Raw genomic sequence first — 19,336 nt, 5'->3', positions numbered from 1 at the left:
ACGCCAGCCCCTCTTCGGACCGGGGCGGGCGGCTTACAACCATACGAAAGACGGAGACACTGCATGCATACTCGTAAAAAGGCCCTTGCCATCATGATTGGACTGGCGCTGGCCGGCCAGGCCTGGGGCCAGTCCAACGCCACCACCACCATCTTCGGCGAAGTGAAAGCGCCATCCGGCGCCAGCATCGTGGTGCAGAACCTCGAGACCGGTGTGCAGCGCACGCTGACCCCTGATGCGGCGGGCCGCTACGTGGCCAACTCCATGCCGCCGGGCCGCTACGCAGTCAAGGTGTTGCGTTCCGGTGCGGTGGAAGCGACCCAGGAAGTGGAAGCGCGTGTCGGCAGCGGCGTGGAAGCCAACTTCGGCGGCGCCGACCTGCAAAAGGTTGTCGTGAGCTCGGTGCGCAACCGCATCGACGTCTCCAACACCAATAACGGCGTGGTCTTCACGGCGAAAGAGCTGAAGCAGCTGCCAGTGGCGAACGACATCGCGTCCGTCGTGCAACTGACGCCGGGCGTCTCGCGCGGCACCAACGGCCAGTATGGCAGCGCGCCTTCGATTGCCGGCTCGGGGCAGTCGGAGAACTCGTTCTACGTCAACGGCTTCCCGATTACCAATATCCTGACCCAAGTCGGGGCTGCGGAACTGCCGTTCGGCGCGATCTCCAACATGCAGGTGCTGTCGGGCGGCTACGGCGCCGAGTTCGGCCGATCCACCGGCGGCGTGATCAACATCACCACCCGTAGCGGCGGCAACAAATTCCAGTTCGGTGGAAAGCTGGCCACGATTCCTGCCTCCCTGCGCGGCAAGCCGGAGAACACCTATTACCCGAACACCGGCGCCAATCCCGATACTGATGGCAAGCTGCTGTGGTGGAACCGCGACAACCGCACCACCAGTAAAGTGGCGGGCCTTTACGGCAGCGGACCGATCATCGAGAACAAGCTGTTTGCATTCGTCGCGCTGGAGCAGACCAAGACCGATTCCGAATCGATCGGCAAGGCCACCAGCGGCGGGCAGGTAACCAAGGACGGCTGGAGCGCCAGCGACACAACCGTCAAGCGCTACCTGGCCAAAATCGACTACAACCTGACCGATAGCCACCATTTCGAGTTCACCAAGCTGTACGACCAGACCACCACGCGCAGCCAGGTTTACGGCTACAGCTACGATACGCTGACGCATAACGATGTCCCTGGCGGAACGGCGCAGAAGTACATCAACTGCTGCTCCTCGGCGACAGCGCCGGGCGCCAATATCGGCATCTTCAAATACACCGGCTACCTGACCGACGACTTGACCGTCACAGCGCTGTACGGCGATTCGCGCACCTCGCACCGCCGCATTCCGGACGGGTATAACCCGGCCCTGGCGCAGACTTCTTCCTCCGTCACGTCGCAAGTGCTTGGCCTGACCTACAATAATCCGCAGACCGTGACCGGCAGCCTGGTTGATCCATCCTCACATGACAACCAGAAGGGCATGCGTCTGGACGCCGAGTATAAGCTGGGCGCGCACTCGCTGCGCGCAGGTATCGATCGCCTGAAAGTCGACTCGCTGGTTGGCACTACCCTGGCTGGCGGCTACCGCTGGAGCTACCGCAAGGCCAGCGACCCTAACCGTCCGATCAACGGCGCCTTCGAAACGCCGGCGCAGGGTGGCGGCTACGGCGCCCAGGGTTACTACGTCACCAAGGATATCAGCAACCGCCTGGCACGGCCGACCAGTACGCAGTCCGCGCAATACCTGCAGGACCACTACCAGGTCAGCGATCGCCTGCTGCTCGACCTGGGCCTGCGCCGCGAGCAGTTCACCAACTACACCAGCGAAGGCAACGCCTTCATCGAACAGCGCAACATGATCGCACCGCGCCTGGGCGCCACCTGGGATGCCTACGGCGACAGTTCGCTGAAGGTATTCGCCAATGCCGGCCGCTACCACCTGCCGGTGCCGTCCAACCTGTCGAGCAATATGGCCAGCCCGGCGCTCGGCACCAGCGAGTTCTTCACCTACACCGGCGTCGACCCGGCAACCGGCGCGCCGACAGGGCTGCACGCCATCAGCAAGCCGTATTCGGCCAATAATTCCTACGGCGTGGGCCGCGATGCGCGCGAAGTGACGGCGATCGGCCTGAAGCCGCTGTCGCAGGATGAATTCGCGCTCGGTTTCGAGAAAGCCATCAGCCGCAAGCTGGTGGTGGGCGCCGGCCTGCTGTACCGCAAGCTGAACGACACCAACGATGACACCTGCGACCAGCGCCCGATCGACGCCTGGGCTGCGCGCAATAACGTGGACACCAGCAACTGGAGCGGTTTCCAGTGCGCCATCATCAATCCGGGTCGCGACAACAACCTGTGGATCGACTTCGCCGACGGCAAGGGCCTGCGCCAGGTCGACATTTCGGCTGCCGAATGGGGCAATCCGAAACCGAACCGCACTTACCGCGCGCTGAACCTCTCGGTCGAGCACCCAATGAGCGACGGCTGGTACGGCAAGCTGACCTACACCCTGTCTTCGCTGAAGGGCAATATGGAAGGCCAGACCGACACCATCGGCGGCGGCGACGTGGCGCTGACGGTGAGCGACGACCACAAGGAGCTGATGTACAACGCCTACGGTTACCTGCCTAGCGACCATCGTCACCAGTTCAAGGCTTACGGCTTCTGGCAGGCGACGCCGGAGTGGATGGTGGGCGGCAACCTGGCGCTCACTTCCGGCGCACCGCGCAATTGCATCGGCGCACTGCCTGAAAGCCTGCACTGGGATAACGACTACGGCGACGCCTATTTCTTCTGCAACGGCCAACCAGCACCGCGCGGCAGCCAGGGCCGCATGCCATGGCAGACCCAGTTGGACCTGAACGTGGCCTACACCCCGGCCTGGGCCAAGGGCTTGAGCCTGAAGGTCGACGTATTCAATGTGTTCAATCGCCAGACCGTGACCCGCTACAACGAAACCCGCGAGGACGCGGGCGCCATCGCCCGCCACTACCTGGAAGTGAGCTCGCGAACCTCGCCGCGCTCCGTGCGCCTGACTGCCGAATATAACTTCTAAAAAGGAGAGAGACAGATGGAATTGAAACGACTGATCGCAGCGCTGATGGCTGCGGGACTAGCCGGCGGCGCCCTGGCTGCCGATGGTGACGGCGACGGCGAAAAGCTGCAGCGCGTAGAAGTGACGGGCTCCAGCCTGAAGCGCATCAACGCCGAAACCGCATCGCCGGTGCAGGTGATCGACGCCAAGCAGATTGAAAACATGGGCGCCCGCACGCTGATGCAGGTGCTGGACAACCTGCCTGCCGCGCGCCCAGCGCAGCAGGACTTCCGCTCCATGTTCACGGGTTCCGACGGCGGCTCGCAAGCCAACCTGCGCGGCCTGGGTGCGCAAGGCACCCTGGTGCTGCTGAACGGCCGCCGCCTCTCCTTCTATGGCGCGCCGGCCGGCTTCCAGACCATGTTCGTCAACATCGACGCCATTCCTGCTGCGGCGATCGAACGCATGGAAATCCTGACCGACGGCGCCTCCGCGGTCTACGGCTCCGACGCGGTGGCCGGTGTGATCAACGTCATCACCAAAAAGAACTACCAGGGACTAGAAGCGAAAGTCAGCACCGACCATTCGCAGAAGGTATCGGCTTACGGCGAGCACCAGGCCAGCCTGGTGTACGGCCAGGGCGACATGGGCAACGACGGCTACAACGTCATGGCCTCGCTGAACGTCTACCACCGCGACCGCATTGCGCTGGCGGACACCTACGACAAGCGCCCGGAGTACTTCTACGTCAACAACCCTAACTTCATTTCGAACTTCCGCGTCGGCGTCGGCAGCGAACCAGGCCAGCCTAACCCGGGCACCTTCTTCGTCTTCGACCCGGCCAACAAGAATGCCCGCACCCAGCGCGCGGTGCCAGGCTGCACCACCGCCATCACCGAAGCCTCCGGCACGCGCTGCGTGTGGAACAACCTGCCGTACTCGCTGGACACCGGCCCGACCTCGGACCGCGTGACGGCCTTCCTGTCCGGCCGCAAAAAGTTCGGCGACGACCTGGAAGCCTTCGCTGAAGCGTCGTACACCCACATCAAGATGCGCGGCGAAAACGGCCCGCGCAGCTTCAATAGCGGCTCGGTCAACAACTGGTTCTCGCGCAATACCGGCACCCAGCTGAATACCTTCACCCAGCCTTACCTCGGCCCTAACAACGTCTACCTGAAGGGCAAGCTCGATCCGGATATGGCGGCCATGATGGGTGGCGCCGCGGGCCTGAATTACATCATGCAGGACGCGGTCGGTCACTTCGGCCAGAAGAACCTGGACGACAACTACCGCGTGCTGGCCGGCCTGAAAGGTAAGCTGACCGACAACTGGGACTTTGAAACCGCGCTGGGCGTGGCAGGCAGCCACTCTACTCTGTACCAGACCACCAATATCAACACCAAGGGCTTCGAGAAAGCCTTTGGCCCGACTTACAAGGACCCGGTCACCGGCCGCACCTATATCTCGGACAATCCCGCCTTCAAGTTCGGCGAAATCAGCGAAGCCAATGCGGCCCTGATCCGAGAGGCGTATCCGACCTTCGACATCCAGTCCTGGACGAAGCTGATTACTTTCGACGCCAAGGTCGAAGGTACGCTGTTCAAGCTGGACGACCGTGAAGTGCGCGCGGCCGTCGGCACCAACCTGATGCGCGAAAGCTTCGACACCCCTGGCAATGCCGATGCCGCGAATGGCCTGATCACGCAGCAGGGCGGTTCCTGGTTCGACGGCAAGCGCAGTATCAGCGCCTTGTTCGGCGAAGTAGTTGTGCCGGTCACCGACAAGCTCGAAGTGAACGCCGCGGCCCGCCTGGACAAATACCCGCACTTCAAGGCCAACCTGGCGCCGAAGATCGGCGTGCAATGGCGGGCGCTGCCGCAGGTCATGCTGCGCGGTACTTATTCGGAAGGCTTCCGTGCGCCTAACCTGGCCGAATCGGGCAGCGGCGGCGTGTTCGCACAGGTGGGCGGCATCCGCGACACCGTGCGCTGCGACGAAACCAATGCCATCGCCAAGTTGCTGATGAAGTCCGTCAGCGCGACCGAAAAAGACCTGGGCAAATCCCTGCTCAACTCGAACTGCTCGACCACCGTCGGCGGCCTGACCCCGCCGAACCCGGACCTGCAACCGGAGAAAGCGAAGATCTCGACCCTGGGCCTGGTGCTGCAGCCAGCCAAGGATGTCAGCATCTCTCTGGACTACTGGTTCGTCTATCGCCGCAACGAGATCGTGCGCCAGGACTTCAACCAGCTGTTCACTGAGCTGGTCGACAAGTACGGCCCAACCCTGGCCGGCACCAACCAGGCGATCCGCAACGACCTGACCGATGCCGACCGCGCCAACATGGCAGCCGTCACCACCATGTGCGCCAACCCTGCCAACGCCGCGGCTTGCACCGGCACGCTGCCGAAGTACTCGGTGGGCAATATCGGCGGCTTGATCAACTCCTACTCGAACCGCGGCCGCACCTTGCTGGACGGCTTCGATATCGATGCGCGCGCACGCTTCTCGCTCGGCTCGTGGGGCAAGCTGGGTACCGGCGCTGCCTTCACCATCCGCAAGCGCGAAACCTACAACTACGACGACGGCGGCGGCTTCTCCGGCAACTACGTTGGCTACTATGATTCGCCGCGCCTGCGTGCGACCCTGAACGCTGACTGGGCCTACCAGAACTTCGTCACCAGCCTGTTCGTGAACTACACCGGCGGCGCCAAGTGGGCCTACGGCGAATACGACACCGACAACGCGCCGGAGAACTGCACCGCCGGCGGCGTGGACCTGCCGAAGAACCTGTGCGGCGGCCAGCCTTCGTATTACACGGTCAACCTTGGCATCAACTGGAAGCCGGTCAAGAACCTGGACGTGGGCCTGAACATCAAGAACGTCACCAATAAGATGCCGTACTACGACCCGAACGGCTGGGAAGGCTACAACCACCAACAGAACCTGTTCGGCCGCACCTTCGCGCTCTCGGCCAGCTACAAGTTCTGGTAATCTGCATTATCACTGAGAGGTTTTGAAAAGATGGACAAGCAATTCAACCGACGACACTTCCTCACCGCTGGCGCCGCGCTGGCGGGCAGCCTGCTGCTGCCGACCGCCTTTGCGGCCGGTGGCCGCGAAAAGCTCCGCCTGGGCATGATCGGCACCGGCGCGCGCGGCCAGGTGCTGCTGCGCGAGCTGGTTCGGCGCGACGACGTGGAAGTGGCTGCGCTGTGCGATATCGAACCGATCAACTTGGGTAAAGCCCTGGCGCAGTTCGATAAGGCCGGCAAAAAGAAACCGCGCACCTTCGGCGAAAACGGCGACAAGCACGCCTACCGCCGCATGCTGGACTCGAAAGAGCTGGATGGCGTCATCATCGCAACCCCGTGGGAATGGCATACGCAAATGGCGATCGACGCCATGCAGGCCAAGGTTCCTGTCGGCTGCGAAGTGGTGGCTGGCGTCACGCTGAAGGACCACTGGGACGTGCTGGACACCCAGCTGAAAACCGGCACCCCTTACATGCTGCTGGAGAACGTGTGCTATCGCCGCGACGTGATGGCGGTGCTGCAGATGGTGCGTTCCGGCCTGTTTGGAGAACTGGTGCACCTGCAGGGCGGCTACCAGCACGACCTGCGCGCCGTGAAGTTCAATAGCGGCGACCCGGCCAAGCCTTACGGCGGCGGCGTCGAGTTCGGCGACAAGGGCTGGTCGGAAGCCAAGTGGCGCACGCAGCATTCGGTTGAGCGCAACGGTGAGCTGTATCCAAGCCATGGCATCGGCCCGTGCGCGATGTACACCAACATCAACCGCGGCAACCGCTTCACCCGCATCAACACCTTCGCCACCAAGGCGCGCGGTCTGCACGACTACATCGTCAAGCAAGGCGGCACCGATCATCCGAGCGGCAAGGTGAAGTTCAGCCTGGGCGACGTGGTAACCACTACCCTGTCCTGCGAAAACGGCGAAACCATCATCCTGCAGCACGACACCTCGCTGCCGCGCCCTTACTCGCTGGGCTTCCGCGTGCAGGGCACCAACGGCTTGTGGATGGACGTGAACCATTCCATCCACGTCGAAGGCAAGAGCAAGCCGCACCAGTGGGATGATTTCCAGGCCTACCAAGACCAGTTCGACCATCCGCTGTGGCGCAAGTACGCCACCCAGGCGGAAGGCGCGGGCCACGGCGGTATGGACTACTTCGTGATCCACGCCTTTGTGGAAGCGCTGAAGGCGCGCGCGCCAATGCCGATCGATATCTACGATGCGGTGACCTGGAGCGCCATCACGCCGCTGTCCGAACAATCGATCGCGCAGAACTTCCAGACGCTGGACTTCCCAGACTTCACCCGGGGCCAGTGGAGCAAGCGCAAGCCGATCTTCGCCTTCAACGACAGCTACTGATGAAGCACGCCCACACTGCGCTGGCATCCCTGTGCTTTGGCCTTGCAGTATTGGCCGCGCCAGGGATGGCAGGGGCCCAGTCCGAACCGTACAAGGTCTTCGACACCAAACCTGTCATCATCGAAGGCCCGTATTTGTCCGCACTCTCCGACACCGCGGCGTCGGTAATGTGGATGACGGATGCGCCCAGCCACGCCAAAGTGCGCTTGCACGATGGCGACAAGGTGCGCGAGATCGAACCGCAGGTCGACGGCCTGGTGCCTGTCGGCCAGCGCCACGTGGTGACGATCACCGGTCTCGAACCTGGCAAGCGCTATTCCTACGAAGCCGTCGCCACGCGCGTGGTCAAGCTCAAGCCCTACTGGCCGGACAAGGGCCTGAGCACCTGCAGCGCGCTAGTGGCGTTCACCACCTTCAGTCCGCAGCAGCCGCGCATCGCCTTCAGCGTCGTCACCGACACGCACGAAGACACTGCGCGCATCAGCCGCCTGATGAAGATGGTCGACTGGAACAGCACCGACGCGCTGGTGCACCTGGGCGATGCCTTCCACTGGGTGGATTCGGAAGAGCAGGTGTGGGCCAAGTGGCTGCGTCCAACCGTCGCTGCCATGGGAGCGGGCAAGCCGCTGCTGTTCGCACGCGGCAACCACGAGCTGCGCGGTGCCTATGCACGCGAGCTGGCTGGCTACGTGCCGACGCCTGAAGGCACGTATTACTACTCGCGCTCCATGGGGCCAGTGCACCTGCTGGTGCTCGACACCGCCGAGGACAAGCCGGACGACACCAACGTCTATGCGCAGCTCAATCGTACCGTGCCTTACCGTGAAAGCGAGCTGGCATGGCTGCGCGGGGAAGTGAGCGGCAACCAGCACTTCGCCAAGGCGCCGTTCCGCGTCGTGGCGATGCACCAGGGCGACTGGGGCTGGCTGCCGGATAACGGCGCCGCTTGGACTGCGCTGGCTAACCAGGCAGGCGTTGACCTGGTGATTGCCGGCCATGACCACACCTTCTCCTACCACGCTCCCGACAAGGCGCATACCTATCACACGCTGATCCTGGGCCAGGACCAGCTGGCGCGCGTCGAAGCCAACGACCGCACGCTGACCGTCAAGGTCGTCAGCGATAAAGGCGTGCCGGTGCATACGCTGACCATCCCAGTGCGCCGATAACATGTTACTCTGTTGCCTTTTTGGCAAACAGAGTAATTATGGTCAAACGCACTATCGCCGCCGCAGCCCTCTGCCTGCTGGCCGGCGCGGCGTGGGCGCAGGAAGAAGTTCCTGCGTCCGCAGCGGATACCGAACAAGTTCTGATCGTCGGCCAGCGCCCTGGCCCAGGCCTTTGGAAAATCAGCAAAGGCGATCACGTGCTGTACGTCTTCGGCGACTACGCGCCGCTGCCGGTCAAGATGGACTGGCGCTCCCATGAAGTAGAAACCATCATCTCCAAGTCGCAAGAATACCTGCCCAAGCCAGGCTTCGGTATCGGGGTTGGCTTTTGGGGCGGACTGAAAATGCTGCCATCCCTGATCGGCTTCCGGGACAATCCCGACGGCGCGAAACTGGTCGATGTGCTGCCAGCCGAAACTTACGATCGCTGGCAAGTGCTCAAGGCCAAATACATCGGCAAGGACAATGGTATCGAGCGTGAGCGCCCGATGTTCGCAGCCGAAACGCTGTACAAGAAAGGCCTGGAGAAGAATGGCCTGACCATGAGCACCGAAGTGTTCTCCCGGCTGGACAAACTGGCCAAGCAGTACAAGGTCAAGACCACTTCCAGCAATGTCGAAATGGAGATGGAGGAGCCAGGCAAGACCCTGAAGGCATTCAAGAACTCGCCCGTTAAGGACACGGACTGCTTTGCCAAGACAGTAGAACGCCTTGAATCCGACATCGATGCCATGCGCGTACGTGCCAATGCGTGGGCCGTTGGCGATATGTCGAAGATCTCTTCCCTGAGCTTTGCCGACCGTGAAGAATCCTGCAAGGACGCCGTCCTCAATAACGACGCGTTCAAGGAGAAGCTGAAGGATGTGACGGTGAACTTGCAGAAGAACTGGGTGGCCAATGCGGAGCGTGCTCTGGATACGAACAACACGACTTTCGCCGTGCTGTCGCTGCACCAGATCCTCAACCCGAAAGGCCCGGTTGCGGAGTTAAAGGCCAAGGGCTACAAAGTGGAAGCACCAGAGTAGTTCCTGAGTACTAGTCAAGCAGCAAATCCTCCTGCCTGCGGTAGCCGTGGCGGCGATCAGGTGCGTTAAGGCGCGCTCTTTCTGCCGCCATTGTCTTTTGAGATTCAGCCTGAAGGCGGGCTTGCGTCGGAATCGGTAGCACTCGAGGAAGGCGCGAGCGGACTGGTGGTAGCACGCTCGAAAATTTCGGCGCGGGCAGTTCGGGCGGTGACGACGGGGGCGTGGGCGCGGCCTGCGGCATGGATTGTCGAGAAAGTGCGCGGCGATGGTCGTCAGCTCGCTTCCAGTGATTCTCGCCGGGGAAGAGCAAGGCTATCTCCGCCCAGGCACTCCGGGAAATGCCTTTGCAGCGGCAAATGAATTCGTGTGGTGATACTGCTTCGCCCAGATACACGATGTTATCCCCAATCACTTCGGCGTAAGCGAAACCGATGCGGTTCCAGGCGCGTAGCTGGGTGCCTTCGGGAAGGAAGGCTGCTTTCCATTGGTAACCACGCAGACGAATACTGGGCGCGTTCGCTCCGTCGGCTCTGGCAAGCCATTCCTCAATCGCGATCGCGGCGAGTTCGCCGGCACACGGTTCGGCTTGATGGGAATCGGCATACTGCAGTAGCCGACACAAGGTGGCGGTGGGTATCGCCAGGGTCGCTATGTCTTTCATGCTGTTTTCCTCCGCTGTTTTGCGCTGAATCGCGCTGTTTTCCGCTGTTTTTGTTTGGATCACCCTGCGCGCGGAAGGTTCCAAAAAAAACAGCGGAAAACAGCAGAAAACAGCGACCCATTTCAGCGGAAACGCCATACGCACTTGGGCGGGTAACCCGTAACCTATATACCTCGGGCTCGCGACATGGAAAAGCTCGGCGTGAAAATCTACGCATTTTTCGTCATGGCAAGATGGTATGCTGGACTGGATGGCAAACGGCTACTTGCGGAGGCCAAGGGATCTACTTGAACAAGGAAATTTTGGATTGAATTTTAAACAGTACGATGCAGTAAGGCTGAAGAAGATAAACCTGCCGATTCTTAGTGCTAAAGACGAATTCAACTTGCGCCAGCCGGAGATCGGGGACTTTGCGTGCATCATCGAAATTTATTCCACCCCGCCCGGCTATGAGTTGGATGTTGTGATGCGAATGGAATTACGCAGTGGCTGATGGCTTTCGGCCCCGAAGATGTTGAGTTGGCGTTGGTGCAGTAATCTAGCGGTCGTCGGCCAGTAGCGGGCCAACAATTTGTAGTGTGACATTGGGAGTTAACGGTGAAGTCATGGTGCGCAGCATTTTTAGTTTTAATCGTTTGCTCCGTTGCCAAGGCCCAGCCTGGAAGCAACTTGGCGTATGACGATGGATTCGTCTGGTATCTGTCGGGCCGCTTAGCGAGCGATTTGACAGCATTCCAGGCACGATCTGGTATCAAGCTCAGTGAGGGCGAATGGGAAGAGCAAAGACAACAGTTCGAGATCGTCTATCACTACTACTTGGTCAGATGCGATGGACCACTTCCAGAGATTGCCGATGCTTTGAAGTACGCAGACCACTCGATGACCTCGCAACTGCCAGGGACGCAATTGCTCGGCTATGTCGGAGGGATGGACTACAAGATTTGGCCGAAGATACAAGCTTGGCAGGTCAGAGTGCTTACCGAACTCCTGGCTACGTACAAAGCTGGCAAGTACGGCTTTTTCCCGGATTGCATTACCTCGGGCTATCAAAATCAAAATCCCGCGTCGAGCCAGAAGTAATCTCAACCCCCACGCTTATGGCGGCAGCCGGCCAGAAGCCGCCGCTCGCAATTGGCTCCCAAGTATTTAAACTCACGACAATCGAATGACTTCAGAAGTATCGATTTATAGGCACTTTGGGGACCAGACCCAATTCGCCATTGTTTGCGCTCATGAACCGTTTGGAAGTGAGCCGCGCCACGTGTTTGGCAGAATGTGCATTCGCGCAGGCGATAAGGTACTAGGTGATTTTGATGAGCCGGCCTGCATGCTGAACGTGACTGCGAGCCACCTTCAGGTGATCCTGGAGCATCTTCCACAGATGGATTGCAAACTTTTCCAGGAACAGAGCGATGCATTAGCATGGGACCTCATCGACAAGGCGCTTTACCTTGACGATGACCGTTCAACTGAAGAAGTTGTCGCGGATTCTGAACGCTTTTCCCAATACGACTTTCTGACTAACGGCGGTGAGTCATTCGACAATTCGAAATCCTTCATAGTTCGAGACGGTGGCAGTGTACGATTGCTTTTTAAAAGGGGCGATGACGCTTTAGAAAGCATGAAAGTGGAAGTCGGAACATTTTGCGCAGTTGTACGCGGGTTCCTTGATTGGGTTGATCAAGGCGGGAAGTAGCGGCCAACTTGACGGCATGCGGCCAGGAGCGGACAGCGGAGTGCGTAAGGTTTAACCTTCACCCGTAGATATACTTGGAAGCGTTACTAGAAGACGAATTGGGAAACCGAGTGCAAAGAATTCTTCTATTTTTGATCTGTGCTGTTTGGACACTGAATGTTCATGCAGATTCTCGTAAGGCCACGCTTATTGCCGATATCGCCAAGGCGGACAGCGTACAGGTCTTTTCCCTGTCGCCATCGAAATCATGGGGAGCCAAGGCTCCGGATGAGCAGTGTGCCGGCTCATGTTTCCAAGGCTGGTTTTCCTTGGGTAAAATTTCGATATCGAGCACCGAGGCAAAGCGGATTTCCGATAATTTGGTTCAGTGGATTCGTCAGCCAGTTCCCAAAGTATTTGCTAATTGCTTTAATCCAAGGCATGGCGCACGGGTAGTCTCGAATGGGCATACTTACGACTTTGTCTTGTGTTTCGAATGCGGTGGTGGCGAAGTTTATAGGGATGGAGAGAACATCCCTTATGCGTATCTGCACAGCCCAGGTCAGCGAGAGATCTGGAACCTACTGCTAGATTCGGCAAAGATCGAGCGGGAACGCCCTTAGTTGCTGTCAATTCTGGGCTACTCCGACGGAAGTAATCGGCCAACAGCAGCCCTTGATCTTCATTTGGAGTAGAGCCTTGAGCACGTTAGGATCTAAATGGTGAACGCCACTGAGCTTCTAGAAAAATCTCTTTCGCATGGGAGGCCCCTTGAGCTCGCATTGGCTGACTTACGTCAGAATGAAGTCTCTCCAATTGAAGTAATCAAAGCAATTCGCTCTGTGCTAAATGTTGACCTTCGCGAAGCCAAGCAGATCTTCTCCAGTTCACCGGCTTGGAGTGCTGAAAATGCAGCGGCTGATCTCTTCCACGAGGAGATATTGACCGTACTACAGCCAGACAATAAAACCTTATAGGCGACGTACGGCCAATTGCGGACTTCCATCTCATTTTTAACCTGCAACGCATCTTGAAGAAATGAACAAGCTCACTGTGGTTTTGATCGACCCGCCAGATGAGGAGTCTGCGTCAGTCACCCTGCGCAGTGCGAAAGGCGAACTCGTGGCGTTTTGCCACCCATGTAATTTGAAGGTCGGTGACATTATTGAAAATCGACTGCGTGTCTTGGACGCAGATGTTCTTGCCACATACCTTTCAGACTGGCCAGATGCAGAAAAGGAAGCACTTTCCACTGAGTGGATCGAACGCATCGGCCACTACGCTTATCGAGGGCGGGGACGCGTCCTTGATCAAAGCCAAGGTCTGGTCGAAGTACAAGGATTTTTGATCGAGATGGGGGCACTGAGCGATGGACATGTCGATTTCGAAATTTCCCGTCTTGATATCGGGTACGATGACTCCGATTAACAGGCTTCACTTTCGATATTGGGCTAACCGCTTCAGGCACGGTGATATCCAGGAAGCAGGCAGATCCCGGCCAGAACCGGACGACTCGCTTCAAAGCTCAACTATCGACTTCAAGAAACAGATGCGCACGATTCAAGTAGAAGTTCTCGACGAAAGCGTTTCATGGCCATTCACCATTCCCCCCGGCCGGAGTAATTACGATGGCGTGCCACCGGTTGTGGCCGAACTCAGCGCAAATGCCAAGCCTTGGCAACTAATTGCGTGGAAAGACTTTGGCTCGCAGTCCATTGGCATAGCTCGAAAACACCAGGCAATCTCGATTGACGTTCAAAACACAGAAGGCTTGTCGATCTGTTTCATGCGTAGGGCGAAGGGTCCTGGCTTTGTTTCATTTGAGGCGAAGCTTCAGGAAAACCGGGGCTCTGTGGTCTTCTTCGAAGTGGCCCATTTTGATGAGGATGCCTTATCCTGGCTTCGGAACAATGCCGATAAATTGGAGAGCTTATTTGGTATGCCATTAGCCATCAATGACTTTGGCTCTGACTACTAGCTACAAGTCCAATTGCGAGGGTCCGCAATGGGACGATTTCGATAATAATCGCGAAGGTCCGAGTTGGGGCGGAAGCTGCCGACGGCTTGGCGCCGCGGGCAGCATAATTCCGATTCGGTAAATTAAGCGCGCTTGGCCTTGCCGCTGCTCTGCGGCGGCAGCTTGAATACTTCCAGCGCCTTGGCCACGGCCTGCGCTTGCAGGTCCAGCACCCCGGTGGCGGTGGATGCTTCCTCCACCATCTGGCTGTTCTGGCGCGTCACTTCGTCGAGCTGCACGATGGCGTCCTTGACCTGGTTCACGCCGTCGCTCTGTTCGCGCGTTGCGCCGCGGATGTCGCCCATGATGGAGGCTACGCGGCCAATGGCGGCAATCACCGCATCCATATCGTTGCCGGCCGTCGTTGCCACGCTGGCGCCGTCTTCAATCTTGTGTGCCGAGGTATCGATCAAGGCCTTGATGTCCTTGGCCGCTGCCGCGCTGCGCTGCGCCAGGTTGCGCACTTCGCTGGCGACTACGGCGAAACCGCGTCCGCTTTCGCCGGCGCGTGCTGCTTCCACCGCTGCATTCAGCGCCAGGATATTTGTCTGGAACGCGATGCCGTCGATCAGGCTAATGATATCCACGATCTTGTGCGAGGACTGGCGGATTTCGTCCATCGCTGTCACGACTTGAGCGACCGCCACGCCAGTGCGTCCGGCTAGCGCGGTCGCTTCGGTCGCCACGCCGTTGGCGGTGTTTACGTTGTCGGCAGTCTGGCTCACAGTGCCGGTGATCTGGCCCATATGCGCAGAGGTCTGTTCCAGGTTGGCTGCCTGCGCTTCGGTGCGCGCCGCCAGGTCCGCGTTGGCGGTGCGTACTTGCGTGGTGGTGCTGCGCGTCAGCGCGAAGTTGCCGCGGATGTCGCCGAGAATCGAGGCCAGGTTCAGGTTCAGCTGACGCACAAACGCTTGCAGCTGGCCCAGTTCATCGTGACGATCCACCGCCATGCGCGTAGTCAAGTCGCCGCCGGCGAGAATGCGGGTGGCTTTGATGCAGGCCTGGATCGGCGCCACGACCGCGTGGTGCAAGTTGTACCAGCCGTACAGGGCGACACCAGCCAGCAAGAGCGCTTGCACGTGTAATGCGGTCGTGGAGTAGGGCAGCACGGCATGCAGCGCCATCGACAGTGACAGCAGCGTCATGCTGCCGAAGCAGAGAGTCATACGCTGGGTCAGCGAGATATCGCGCAGCGCCTTGGAGTACTTCTTCCAGCCTCGCGGGGCGGCGCTGCCGCGCGCAATGCGCACGCCGTCAGGATTGGCGCCGCGCACGGTGCGGTACAAGGCTTCCGCATCCTGGACCTGTTCGCGCTTTGGTTTGGTGCAGACCGACATGAAGCCGGTGGTGCGCTCCTTTTCGATCACTGGCGTAACGTTGGCGATGCACCAGAAATAGCCGCCATCGGCGCAGCGGTATTTGACCAGGCCGCGCCATGGCTCGCCCGACAAGGTGGTGCGCAGCATGTCTTCGTCGACATCGCGCGGCATGTCCGGGTGGTAGAGCGATTTTTGCTGGCGTCCGGCGAGGTCTTCGTCGGTATAGCCGCTGACCGTGATGAAGGTCGAATTGGCGTAAGTCAGGCGGCCTTGCAGGTCCGTGGTGATGACGATTGGCTTGCCGTCTTCGAGGAGGGTTTCACGTTCGGCTGCGGTGAGTGTGCTGCGCATGTTGACACTTAGTTTCAGTTGGGAAATATCGCTGAACATACTAGCAGATCGAAGCAAGGCCACGCTCGGAAGCGTGGCCTTTTCGTGGTATTTCCGCCAAAACTATTGTCGCGGATTTAATTTATGGCAGTTCCATCGCGAAGCCGACGCCAAAGCGGTTCCAGGCATTGATGGCGCCGATCACGAAGGTCAGCTCCGACAGTTCCTGTTCGCTGAACTGGGCGGCTACCGAGCTGTACACCTCGTCCGGCGCGCCATGCTTCGACAGCTCGGTCAGGGTTTCAGTCCACAGCAGGGCGGCGCGTTCGCGTTCGTCGAAGAAAGGCGTTTCGCGCCAGGCTGAGAGAACCAGAAGACGGCGCACTTCCTCGCCGTTCTTGATGGCGTCCTTGCTGTGCATGTCGATGCAATAAGCGCAGCCGTTGATCTGCGACGCGCGGATCTTGACCAGTTCGCGCAGCTTGAGCGGCAGCAGCGATTCGGCGGCGGCGCGTTCCAGGCCCATCATGGCCTTCATGGCGGTTGGGGCGGCTTTGAAGTAGTCGATGCGTAGCATGGTGGATTCCTCCGTGAGTTGTGATGAATCCACTTTAGTCCGGACGAGATTGCGGATAAACTGGCTTTTTGCGTTTTGAATATACGGAAAGTCGGCTAATCATGGCTTTTGACCGTTTGGACGCGATGCGCGCCTTCTGCCGCATCGTTGAAGTAGGCAGTTTCGTCGGCGCGGCGGATGCGCTGGGCGTGCCCAAGACCACGATTTCCGGCCAGATCCAGGGCCTGGAAGCCCACCTCGGCATGAAGCTGCTGCACCGGACGACGCGCCGCGTCTCGCCCACCGCCGACGGTGCCGCCTATTACGAAGGCGCCCGCGCCTTGCTCGACGACCTCGATGACCTGGAGTCTTCGCGCCACGATTTGCGTGGCCGCGTGCGGGTGGAAATGCCATCGCCCGTCGGAACCTCCCTCATCATCCCCGCGCTGCCGTATTTTGCGGCGCGCTATCCGGACGTGCAGCTCGATATCGGCTGCGGCGAACGGGTCGTCGACATCGTGCAGGAAGGGATTGATTGCGCCTTGCGCGGCGGGCCTGTGGCGGACCAGGACCTGGTCGCGCGGGTGCTTGGCAATATGCGCTTCTGCCTTTGCGCAGCACCGAGCTACCTCGCCGCTGCTCCGCGCCTTGCCGCGGTCGAGGATTTGCCCGCACACCGTTACCTCGGCTTCGTATTTGCCGCAACGGGCCGTCAGCACATACAAACCTTGCTGCGCGGCGAACAGCGCTACATCATCGACCAGCAGCCGGCGATGCGCTTCAATAGCGCCGCCGCTTACATCGCCGCTGGTGTTTCGGGCCTCGGCATCCTCAACATCCCGCGCGCGGAAGCCGCGCCGCATTTGCGTAGCGGCGCGCTGGTGGAAGTGCTGCCCGACTGGCAGTTGGGCAGCATGCAGATCAGCCTCGTTTATCCATACGCACGGCGGCTGTCGGCTCGCGTACGCGCCTTCACCGATTGGGCCACTGCCTTGTTCGCGAATGATCCGTTATGGCGCTGACTCGCGCTAAGTAATTGCTGAGTTTGATGTGTTACTGTTGGTATTCTGTCCGTTTATTTGAGGAGGTGTGCCATGGGTATTCTCGATGTGCTGAACCAGTTCTCGGGCGGTAATCATCCCGAAGGAATGCTGGAAGCGGTCACCACGATGCTGAACGATCCGCGCATCGGCGGCCTGCAAGGATTGGTGACACAGTTCCAGCAGGGCGGCATGGGCGGCGTGATCGCGTCCTGGATCGGCACCGGTCAAAACCAGCCAATCAGTGCGGACCAGCTGCAGTCGGTGCTGGGCAACGAACATTTGCAGCAGATCGCCAGCCAGCTAGGCATCAACCCACAGGACGTTGCCGGCCACCTTTCGCAATTGCTGCCGCAAGTAGTCGATAAGCTCACACCGGATGGCACGATCCCGCAAGATGGCGGTGGACTCGGTGCTGTCCTGGGCGGCCTGTTCGGGCGCTCCTAGCAAGGTTGCCAATAGTGCCTAAAGCCGAATAGAATGCGTGGCACGCGGGTGTAGTTCAATGGTAGAACGGCAGCTTCCCAAGCTTTAGACGTGGGTTCGATTCCCATCACCCGCTCCAGATTTCCTCGCTTCCATTCGATTCCGAAAGGGAGACAATCGATTCCCCAAAGGAGACATTCGTCTCCCTTCGTGACACTTTCCAATTTCCATTCAGGAGCAGCGCCATGAGCATCATCAAGAAAAATATTTCACTAATGCTGGCCGGCCTGGCGCTCGCCGCCGGCGTGCATGCAGGCGGCCCCTTGGATGCCCTGACCGACAAGGAAGCCAACGGTGGCCTGAAAGCTGCGCTGGAAGCGGGCTCGGTGGCCGCTGTCGGCAAGTTGGGCGTTGAAGGCGGTTTTCTGAATAACGATGCGGTGCGCATCAAGCTGCCGGGCGTGCTGCAGAAAGCCCGTCCGCTGCTGGAAATGACCGGCCATGGCGAGCAGCTGGATGAGCTGGAGGCATCCATGAACCACGCCGCTGAACAAGCCGTCCCGCTGGCGAAACCTTTGCTGGTGAATGCTGTTAAATCGATGTCGCTGAGCGATGCCAAAGCCATCCTGACTGGCGGCGAAACTTCCGTCACCGATTTCTTCAAGGAGAAAACGGCGGCGCAGTTGAGCGTGAAATTCAAGCCGATCGTGAAAGGCGTGACGGACAAGTCCAAGCTGTCCGGAAAATTCAACACCGCGATGGCTTCCGCGACCAAATACGGCCTGGCCAGCGAAGACCAGGCGACGGTGGAAGGCTACGTTACCCAGCGCGCGCTTGATGGCCTGTACCTGATGATCGGCGAAGAAGAGAAGAAAATCCGTGAGAACCCTGTCTCGTACGGCAGCAAGGCAATCGCCAAAGTCTTCGGCCTGCTGAAGTGATGATCCGGGCGATCACCTCGTTGTTTGCCACTTTGATGTGCGCAGGCTGCGTGGCCATCGTGCCGTCGCCATCAGATGCACAGCCGTCCGCCCCTGTCACCGTGGCCAAAGGCGCGACGTACTGCCAGGTCTCATTCGACGGCAAGTCTGTCGCTTGCGGCGGCCAGGCCGCCTTCTGCCAGAAGTCGAGCGACGGTAGCGCAGTTGCCTGCGGAGGCAGGGCGACATTCTGCGAAACCTCCACCAATGGCCAGCAGGTAGCCTGCGGCGGCGAAGCTTCGTTCTGCACGAAATCGGGCGACGGCAAGAAGGTGGCATGCGGTGGCGCCGCATCGTATTGCGAGAAGTCGCCGAATGGACAAGCCGTGGCCTGCGGCGGCAAAGCTAACTACTGTGAGCAATCGCCGGATGGCCACAATGTCGCGTGCGGCGGCCAGGCGAATCATTGCCAGGCATCGCGCGATGGCAGCTCGGTGGCTTGCGGAGGAATTTAAATCAGGGTTCGGCGGCGCGGGTTGCGTGCTTGCGCTGCTGAGTTAAGCACTTCCAGCTGGCCTGCTTTGAAGGTTTGCTGATGCTCTCCGTCGCTGTCGTGCCAGCGGCAAATCACGTCGTCGTCATCACCCAGGCCGCTGCGGCCTGGCGTGGTGCGGATGACCAGCATCTTATGGTGCCAGCCCAAGGGCCGCACCGCATCGCCCGCCTTTGCCCGTTCACGTTCCATGGTTGCCTCCTGCAAGCAGCTACAACCA

General features: G+C 59.7%; 20 protein-coding genes and 1 tRNA gene. 17 read left to right on the top strand and 4 right to left on the bottom strand.

What is annotated here, in order from left to right; all coding sequences use genetic code 11:
* Positions 1 to 63 precede the first annotated feature (63 nt).
* The 5 genes from AC1RTP_RS15820 to AC1RTP_RS15800 are packed head-to-tail and all read left to right on the top strand — an operon-like array spanning position 64 to position 9,619.
* A complete protein-coding gene (locus tag AC1RTP_RS15820) occupies positions 64 to 3,057 on the top strand; it encodes a TonB-dependent receptor (RefSeq protein WP_498608580.1) in 2,994 nt (997 codons plus the stop codon).
* Between the two features lie 15 nt (positions 3,058 to 3,072).
* Positions 3,073 to 6,030 (top strand): TonB-dependent receptor plug domain-containing protein, encoded by a 2,958-nt coding sequence (locus tag AC1RTP_RS15815; protein WP_498608579.1) that lies wholly within the window; start codon positions 3,073 to 3,075, stop codon positions 6,028 to 6,030.
* Positions 6,031 to 6,060: 30 nt separating this feature from the next.
* Complete coding sequence (locus AC1RTP_RS15810) at positions 6,061 to 7,425, top strand: Gfo/Idh/MocA family protein (protein ID WP_498608578.1); 1,365 nt, start codon at positions 6,061 to 6,063, stop codon at positions 7,423 to 7,425.
* A complete protein-coding gene (locus AC1RTP_RS15805) occupies positions 7,425 to 8,594 on the top strand; it encodes a purple acid phosphatase family protein (RefSeq protein WP_498608577.1) in 1,170 nt (389 codons plus the stop codon). The genes AC1RTP_RS15810 and AC1RTP_RS15805 overlap by 1 nt, the downstream gene beginning before the upstream one ends.
* 38 nt (positions 8,595 to 8,632) lie before the next feature.
* Positions 8,633 to 9,619, top strand: coding sequence for a TraB/GumN family protein (locus tag AC1RTP_RS15800; RefSeq protein WP_498608576.1), 987 nt, complete (start codon positions 8,633 to 8,635; stop codon positions 9,617 to 9,619).
* Positions 9,620 to 9,629: 10 nt separating this feature from the next.
* On the opposite strand, the gene AC1RTP_RS15795 is transcribed toward AC1RTP_RS15800, so the two are convergent.
* Positions 9,630 to 10,418: a hypothetical protein gene (locus AC1RTP_RS15795; protein WP_498608575.1), complete on the bottom strand. Its 789-nt coding sequence runs from the start codon at positions 10,416 to 10,418 to the stop codon at positions 9,630 to 9,632.
* A 100-nt stretch (positions 10,419 to 10,518) separates the two neighbouring features.
* Between AC1RTP_RS15795 and AC1RTP_RS15790 the strand changes: the two genes are divergently transcribed.
* The 7 genes from AC1RTP_RS15790 to AC1RTP_RS15760 all read left to right on the top strand — a co-directional run bounded on the left by AC1RTP_RS15790 (position 10,519) and on the right by AC1RTP_RS15760 (position 13,933).
* On the top strand, positions 10,519 to 10,773 hold the full coding sequence (locus AC1RTP_RS15790; RefSeq protein ID WP_498608574.1) for a hypothetical protein: 255 nt from the start codon (positions 10,519 to 10,521) through the stop codon (positions 10,771 to 10,773).
* A 176-nt stretch (positions 10,774 to 10,949) separates the two neighbouring features.
* Positions 10,950 to 11,360, top strand: a complete 411-nt coding sequence (locus AC1RTP_RS15785; RefSeq protein ID WP_498608573.1) for a hypothetical protein — start codon at positions 10,950 to 10,952, stop codon at positions 11,358 to 11,360.
* Positions 11,361 to 11,445: 85 nt separating this feature from the next.
* On the top strand, positions 11,446 to 11,976 hold the full coding sequence (locus AC1RTP_RS15780) for an Imm42 family immunity protein (RefSeq protein WP_498608572.1): 531 nt from the start codon (positions 11,446 to 11,448) through the stop codon (positions 11,974 to 11,976).
* Between the two features lie 74 nt (positions 11,977 to 12,050).
* Positions 12,051 to 12,578, top strand: a complete 528-nt coding sequence (locus AC1RTP_RS15775) for a hypothetical protein (protein ID WP_498608571.1) — start codon at positions 12,051 to 12,053, stop codon at positions 12,576 to 12,578.
* Positions 12,579 to 12,674: 96 nt separating this feature from the next.
* Positions 12,675 to 12,932 (top strand): hypothetical protein, encoded by a 258-nt coding sequence (locus tag AC1RTP_RS15770; RefSeq protein ID WP_498608570.1) that lies wholly within the window; start codon positions 12,675 to 12,677, stop codon positions 12,930 to 12,932.
* A gap of 61 nt (positions 12,933 to 12,993) precedes the next feature.
* Positions 12,994 to 13,383, top strand: a complete 390-nt coding sequence (locus tag AC1RTP_RS15765) for a hypothetical protein (RefSeq protein ID WP_498608569.1) — start codon at positions 12,994 to 12,996, stop codon at positions 13,381 to 13,383.
* Positions 13,370 to 13,933, top strand: coding sequence for a hypothetical protein (locus tag AC1RTP_RS15760; RefSeq protein WP_498608568.1), 564 nt, complete (start codon positions 13,370 to 13,372; stop codon positions 13,931 to 13,933). The genes AC1RTP_RS15765 and AC1RTP_RS15760 overlap by 14 nt, the downstream gene beginning before the upstream one ends.
* A 122-nt stretch (positions 13,934 to 14,055) precedes the next feature.
* On the opposite strand, the gene AC1RTP_RS15755 is transcribed toward AC1RTP_RS15760, so the two are convergent.
* Together AC1RTP_RS15755 and AC1RTP_RS15750 are read right to left on the bottom strand one after the other, a co-directional pair.
* Positions 14,056 to 15,642: a methyl-accepting chemotaxis protein gene (locus tag AC1RTP_RS15755; RefSeq protein ID WP_498608567.1), complete on the bottom strand. Its 1,587-nt coding sequence runs from the start codon at positions 15,640 to 15,642 to the stop codon at positions 14,056 to 14,058.
* A gap of 121 nt (positions 15,643 to 15,763) precedes the next feature.
* Positions 15,764 to 16,198 carry a carboxymuconolactone decarboxylase family protein gene (locus AC1RTP_RS15750; RefSeq protein WP_498608566.1) on the bottom strand — a complete coding sequence of 145 codons (435 nt, stop codon included), beginning with the start codon at positions 16,196 to 16,198 and terminating at the stop codon, positions 15,764 to 15,766.
* A gap of 101 nt (positions 16,199 to 16,299) precedes the next feature.
* Here AC1RTP_RS15750 and AC1RTP_RS15745 point away from each other — a divergent pair, with 101 nt between their 5' ends.
* The 5 genes from AC1RTP_RS15745 (at position 16,300) to AC1RTP_RS15725 (ending at position 19,078) form a co-directional block, all read left to right on the top strand.
* A complete protein-coding gene (locus AC1RTP_RS15745; protein ID WP_498608565.1) occupies positions 16,300 to 17,199 on the top strand; it encodes a LysR family transcriptional regulator in 900 nt (299 codons plus the stop codon).
* Between the two features lie 72 nt (positions 17,200 to 17,271).
* Positions 17,272 to 17,664: a YidB family protein gene (locus AC1RTP_RS15740; protein ID WP_498608564.1), complete on the top strand. Its 393-nt coding sequence runs from the start codon at positions 17,272 to 17,274 to the stop codon at positions 17,662 to 17,664.
* A 44-nt stretch (positions 17,665 to 17,708) separates the two neighbouring features.
* A tRNA-Gly gene (locus AC1RTP_RS15735) sits at positions 17,709 to 17,782 on the top strand.
* 106 nt (positions 17,783 to 17,888) lie between these two features.
* Positions 17,889 to 18,584 (top strand): DUF4197 domain-containing protein, encoded by a 696-nt coding sequence (locus AC1RTP_RS15730; RefSeq protein WP_498608563.1) that lies wholly within the window; start codon positions 17,889 to 17,891, stop codon positions 18,582 to 18,584.
* Positions 18,584 to 19,078, top strand: coding sequence for a hypothetical protein (locus AC1RTP_RS15725; protein ID WP_498608562.1), 495 nt, complete (start codon positions 18,584 to 18,586; stop codon positions 19,076 to 19,078). The genes AC1RTP_RS15730 and AC1RTP_RS15725 overlap by 1 nt, the downstream gene beginning before the upstream one ends.
* Here AC1RTP_RS15725 and AC1RTP_RS15720 read toward each other — a convergent pair.
* Positions 19,075 to 19,308 carry a hypothetical protein gene (locus AC1RTP_RS15720; protein ID WP_498608561.1) on the bottom strand — a complete coding sequence of 78 codons (234 nt, stop codon included), beginning with the start codon at positions 19,306 to 19,308 and terminating at the stop codon, positions 19,075 to 19,077. The two genes, AC1RTP_RS15725 and AC1RTP_RS15720, sit on opposite strands and share 4 nt — an antisense overlap.
* Between the last annotated feature and the right edge of the window lie 28 nt (positions 19,309 to 19,336).

This window comes from Pseudoduganella sp. GW821-FHT11H04 (assembly GCF_058807935.1).
The sequence above is the reverse complement of the archived record's forward strand: the minus strand, read 5'-3'. Positions and strand labels throughout refer to the sequence as shown.

Bases quoted from the DNA above. Each gene is read 5' to 3' on its own strand.
- AC1RTP_RS15820 (WP_498608580.1), top strand. From the start codon at position 64: ATGCATACTCGTAAAAAGGCCCTTGCCATCATGATTGGACTGGCGCTG.
- AC1RTP_RS15815 (WP_498608579.1), top strand. From the start codon at position 3,073: ATGGAATTGAAACGACTGATCGCAGCGCTGATGGCTGCGGGACTAGCC.
- AC1RTP_RS15810 (WP_498608578.1), top strand. From the start codon at position 6,061: ATGGACAAGCAATTCAACCGACGACACTTCCTCACCGCTGGCGCCGCG.
- AC1RTP_RS15805 (WP_498608577.1), top strand. From the start codon at position 7,425: ATGAAGCACGCCCACACTGCGCTGGCATCCCTGTGCTTTGGCCTTGCA.
- AC1RTP_RS15800 (WP_498608576.1), top strand. From the start codon at position 8,633: ATGGTCAAACGCACTATCGCCGCCGCAGCCCTCTGCCTGCTGGCCGGC.
- AC1RTP_RS15795 (WP_498608575.1), bottom strand. From the start codon at position 10,418: ATGGCGTTTCCGCTGAAATGGGTCGCTGTTTTCTGCTGTTTTCCGCTG.
- AC1RTP_RS15790 (WP_498608574.1), top strand. From the start codon at position 10,519: ATGCTGGACTGGATGGCAAACGGCTACTTGCGGAGGCCAAGGGATCTA.
- AC1RTP_RS15780 (WP_498608572.1), top strand. From the start codon at position 11,446: ATGACTTCAGAAGTATCGATTTATAGGCACTTTGGGGACCAGACCCAA.
- AC1RTP_RS15770 (WP_498608570.1), top strand. From the start codon at position 12,675: ATGGTGAACGCCACTGAGCTTCTAGAAAAATCTCTTTCGCATGGGAGG.
- AC1RTP_RS15765 (WP_498608569.1), top strand. From the start codon at position 12,994: ATGAACAAGCTCACTGTGGTTTTGATCGACCCGCCAGATGAGGAGTCT.
- AC1RTP_RS15760 (WP_498608568.1), top strand. From the start codon at position 13,370: ATGACTCCGATTAACAGGCTTCACTTTCGATATTGGGCTAACCGCTTC.
- AC1RTP_RS15755 (WP_498608567.1), bottom strand. From the start codon at position 15,642: ATGCGCAGCACACTCACCGCAGCCGAACGTGAAACCCTCCTCGAAGAC.
- AC1RTP_RS15750 (WP_498608566.1), bottom strand. From the start codon at position 16,198: ATGCTACGCATCGACTACTTCAAAGCCGCCCCAACCGCCATGAAGGCC.
- AC1RTP_RS15745 (WP_498608565.1), top strand. From the start codon at position 16,300: ATGGCTTTTGACCGTTTGGACGCGATGCGCGCCTTCTGCCGCATCGTT.
- AC1RTP_RS15740 (WP_498608564.1), top strand. From the start codon at position 17,272: ATGGGTATTCTCGATGTGCTGAACCAGTTCTCGGGCGGTAATCATCCC.
- AC1RTP_RS15730 (WP_498608563.1), top strand. From the start codon at position 17,889: ATGAGCATCATCAAGAAAAATATTTCACTAATGCTGGCCGGCCTGGCG.
- AC1RTP_RS15725 (WP_498608562.1), top strand. From the start codon at position 18,584: ATGATCCGGGCGATCACCTCGTTGTTTGCCACTTTGATGTGCGCAGGC.
- AC1RTP_RS15720 (WP_498608561.1), bottom strand. From the start codon at position 19,308: ATGGAACGTGAACGGGCAAAGGCGGGCGATGCGGTGCGGCCCTTGGGC.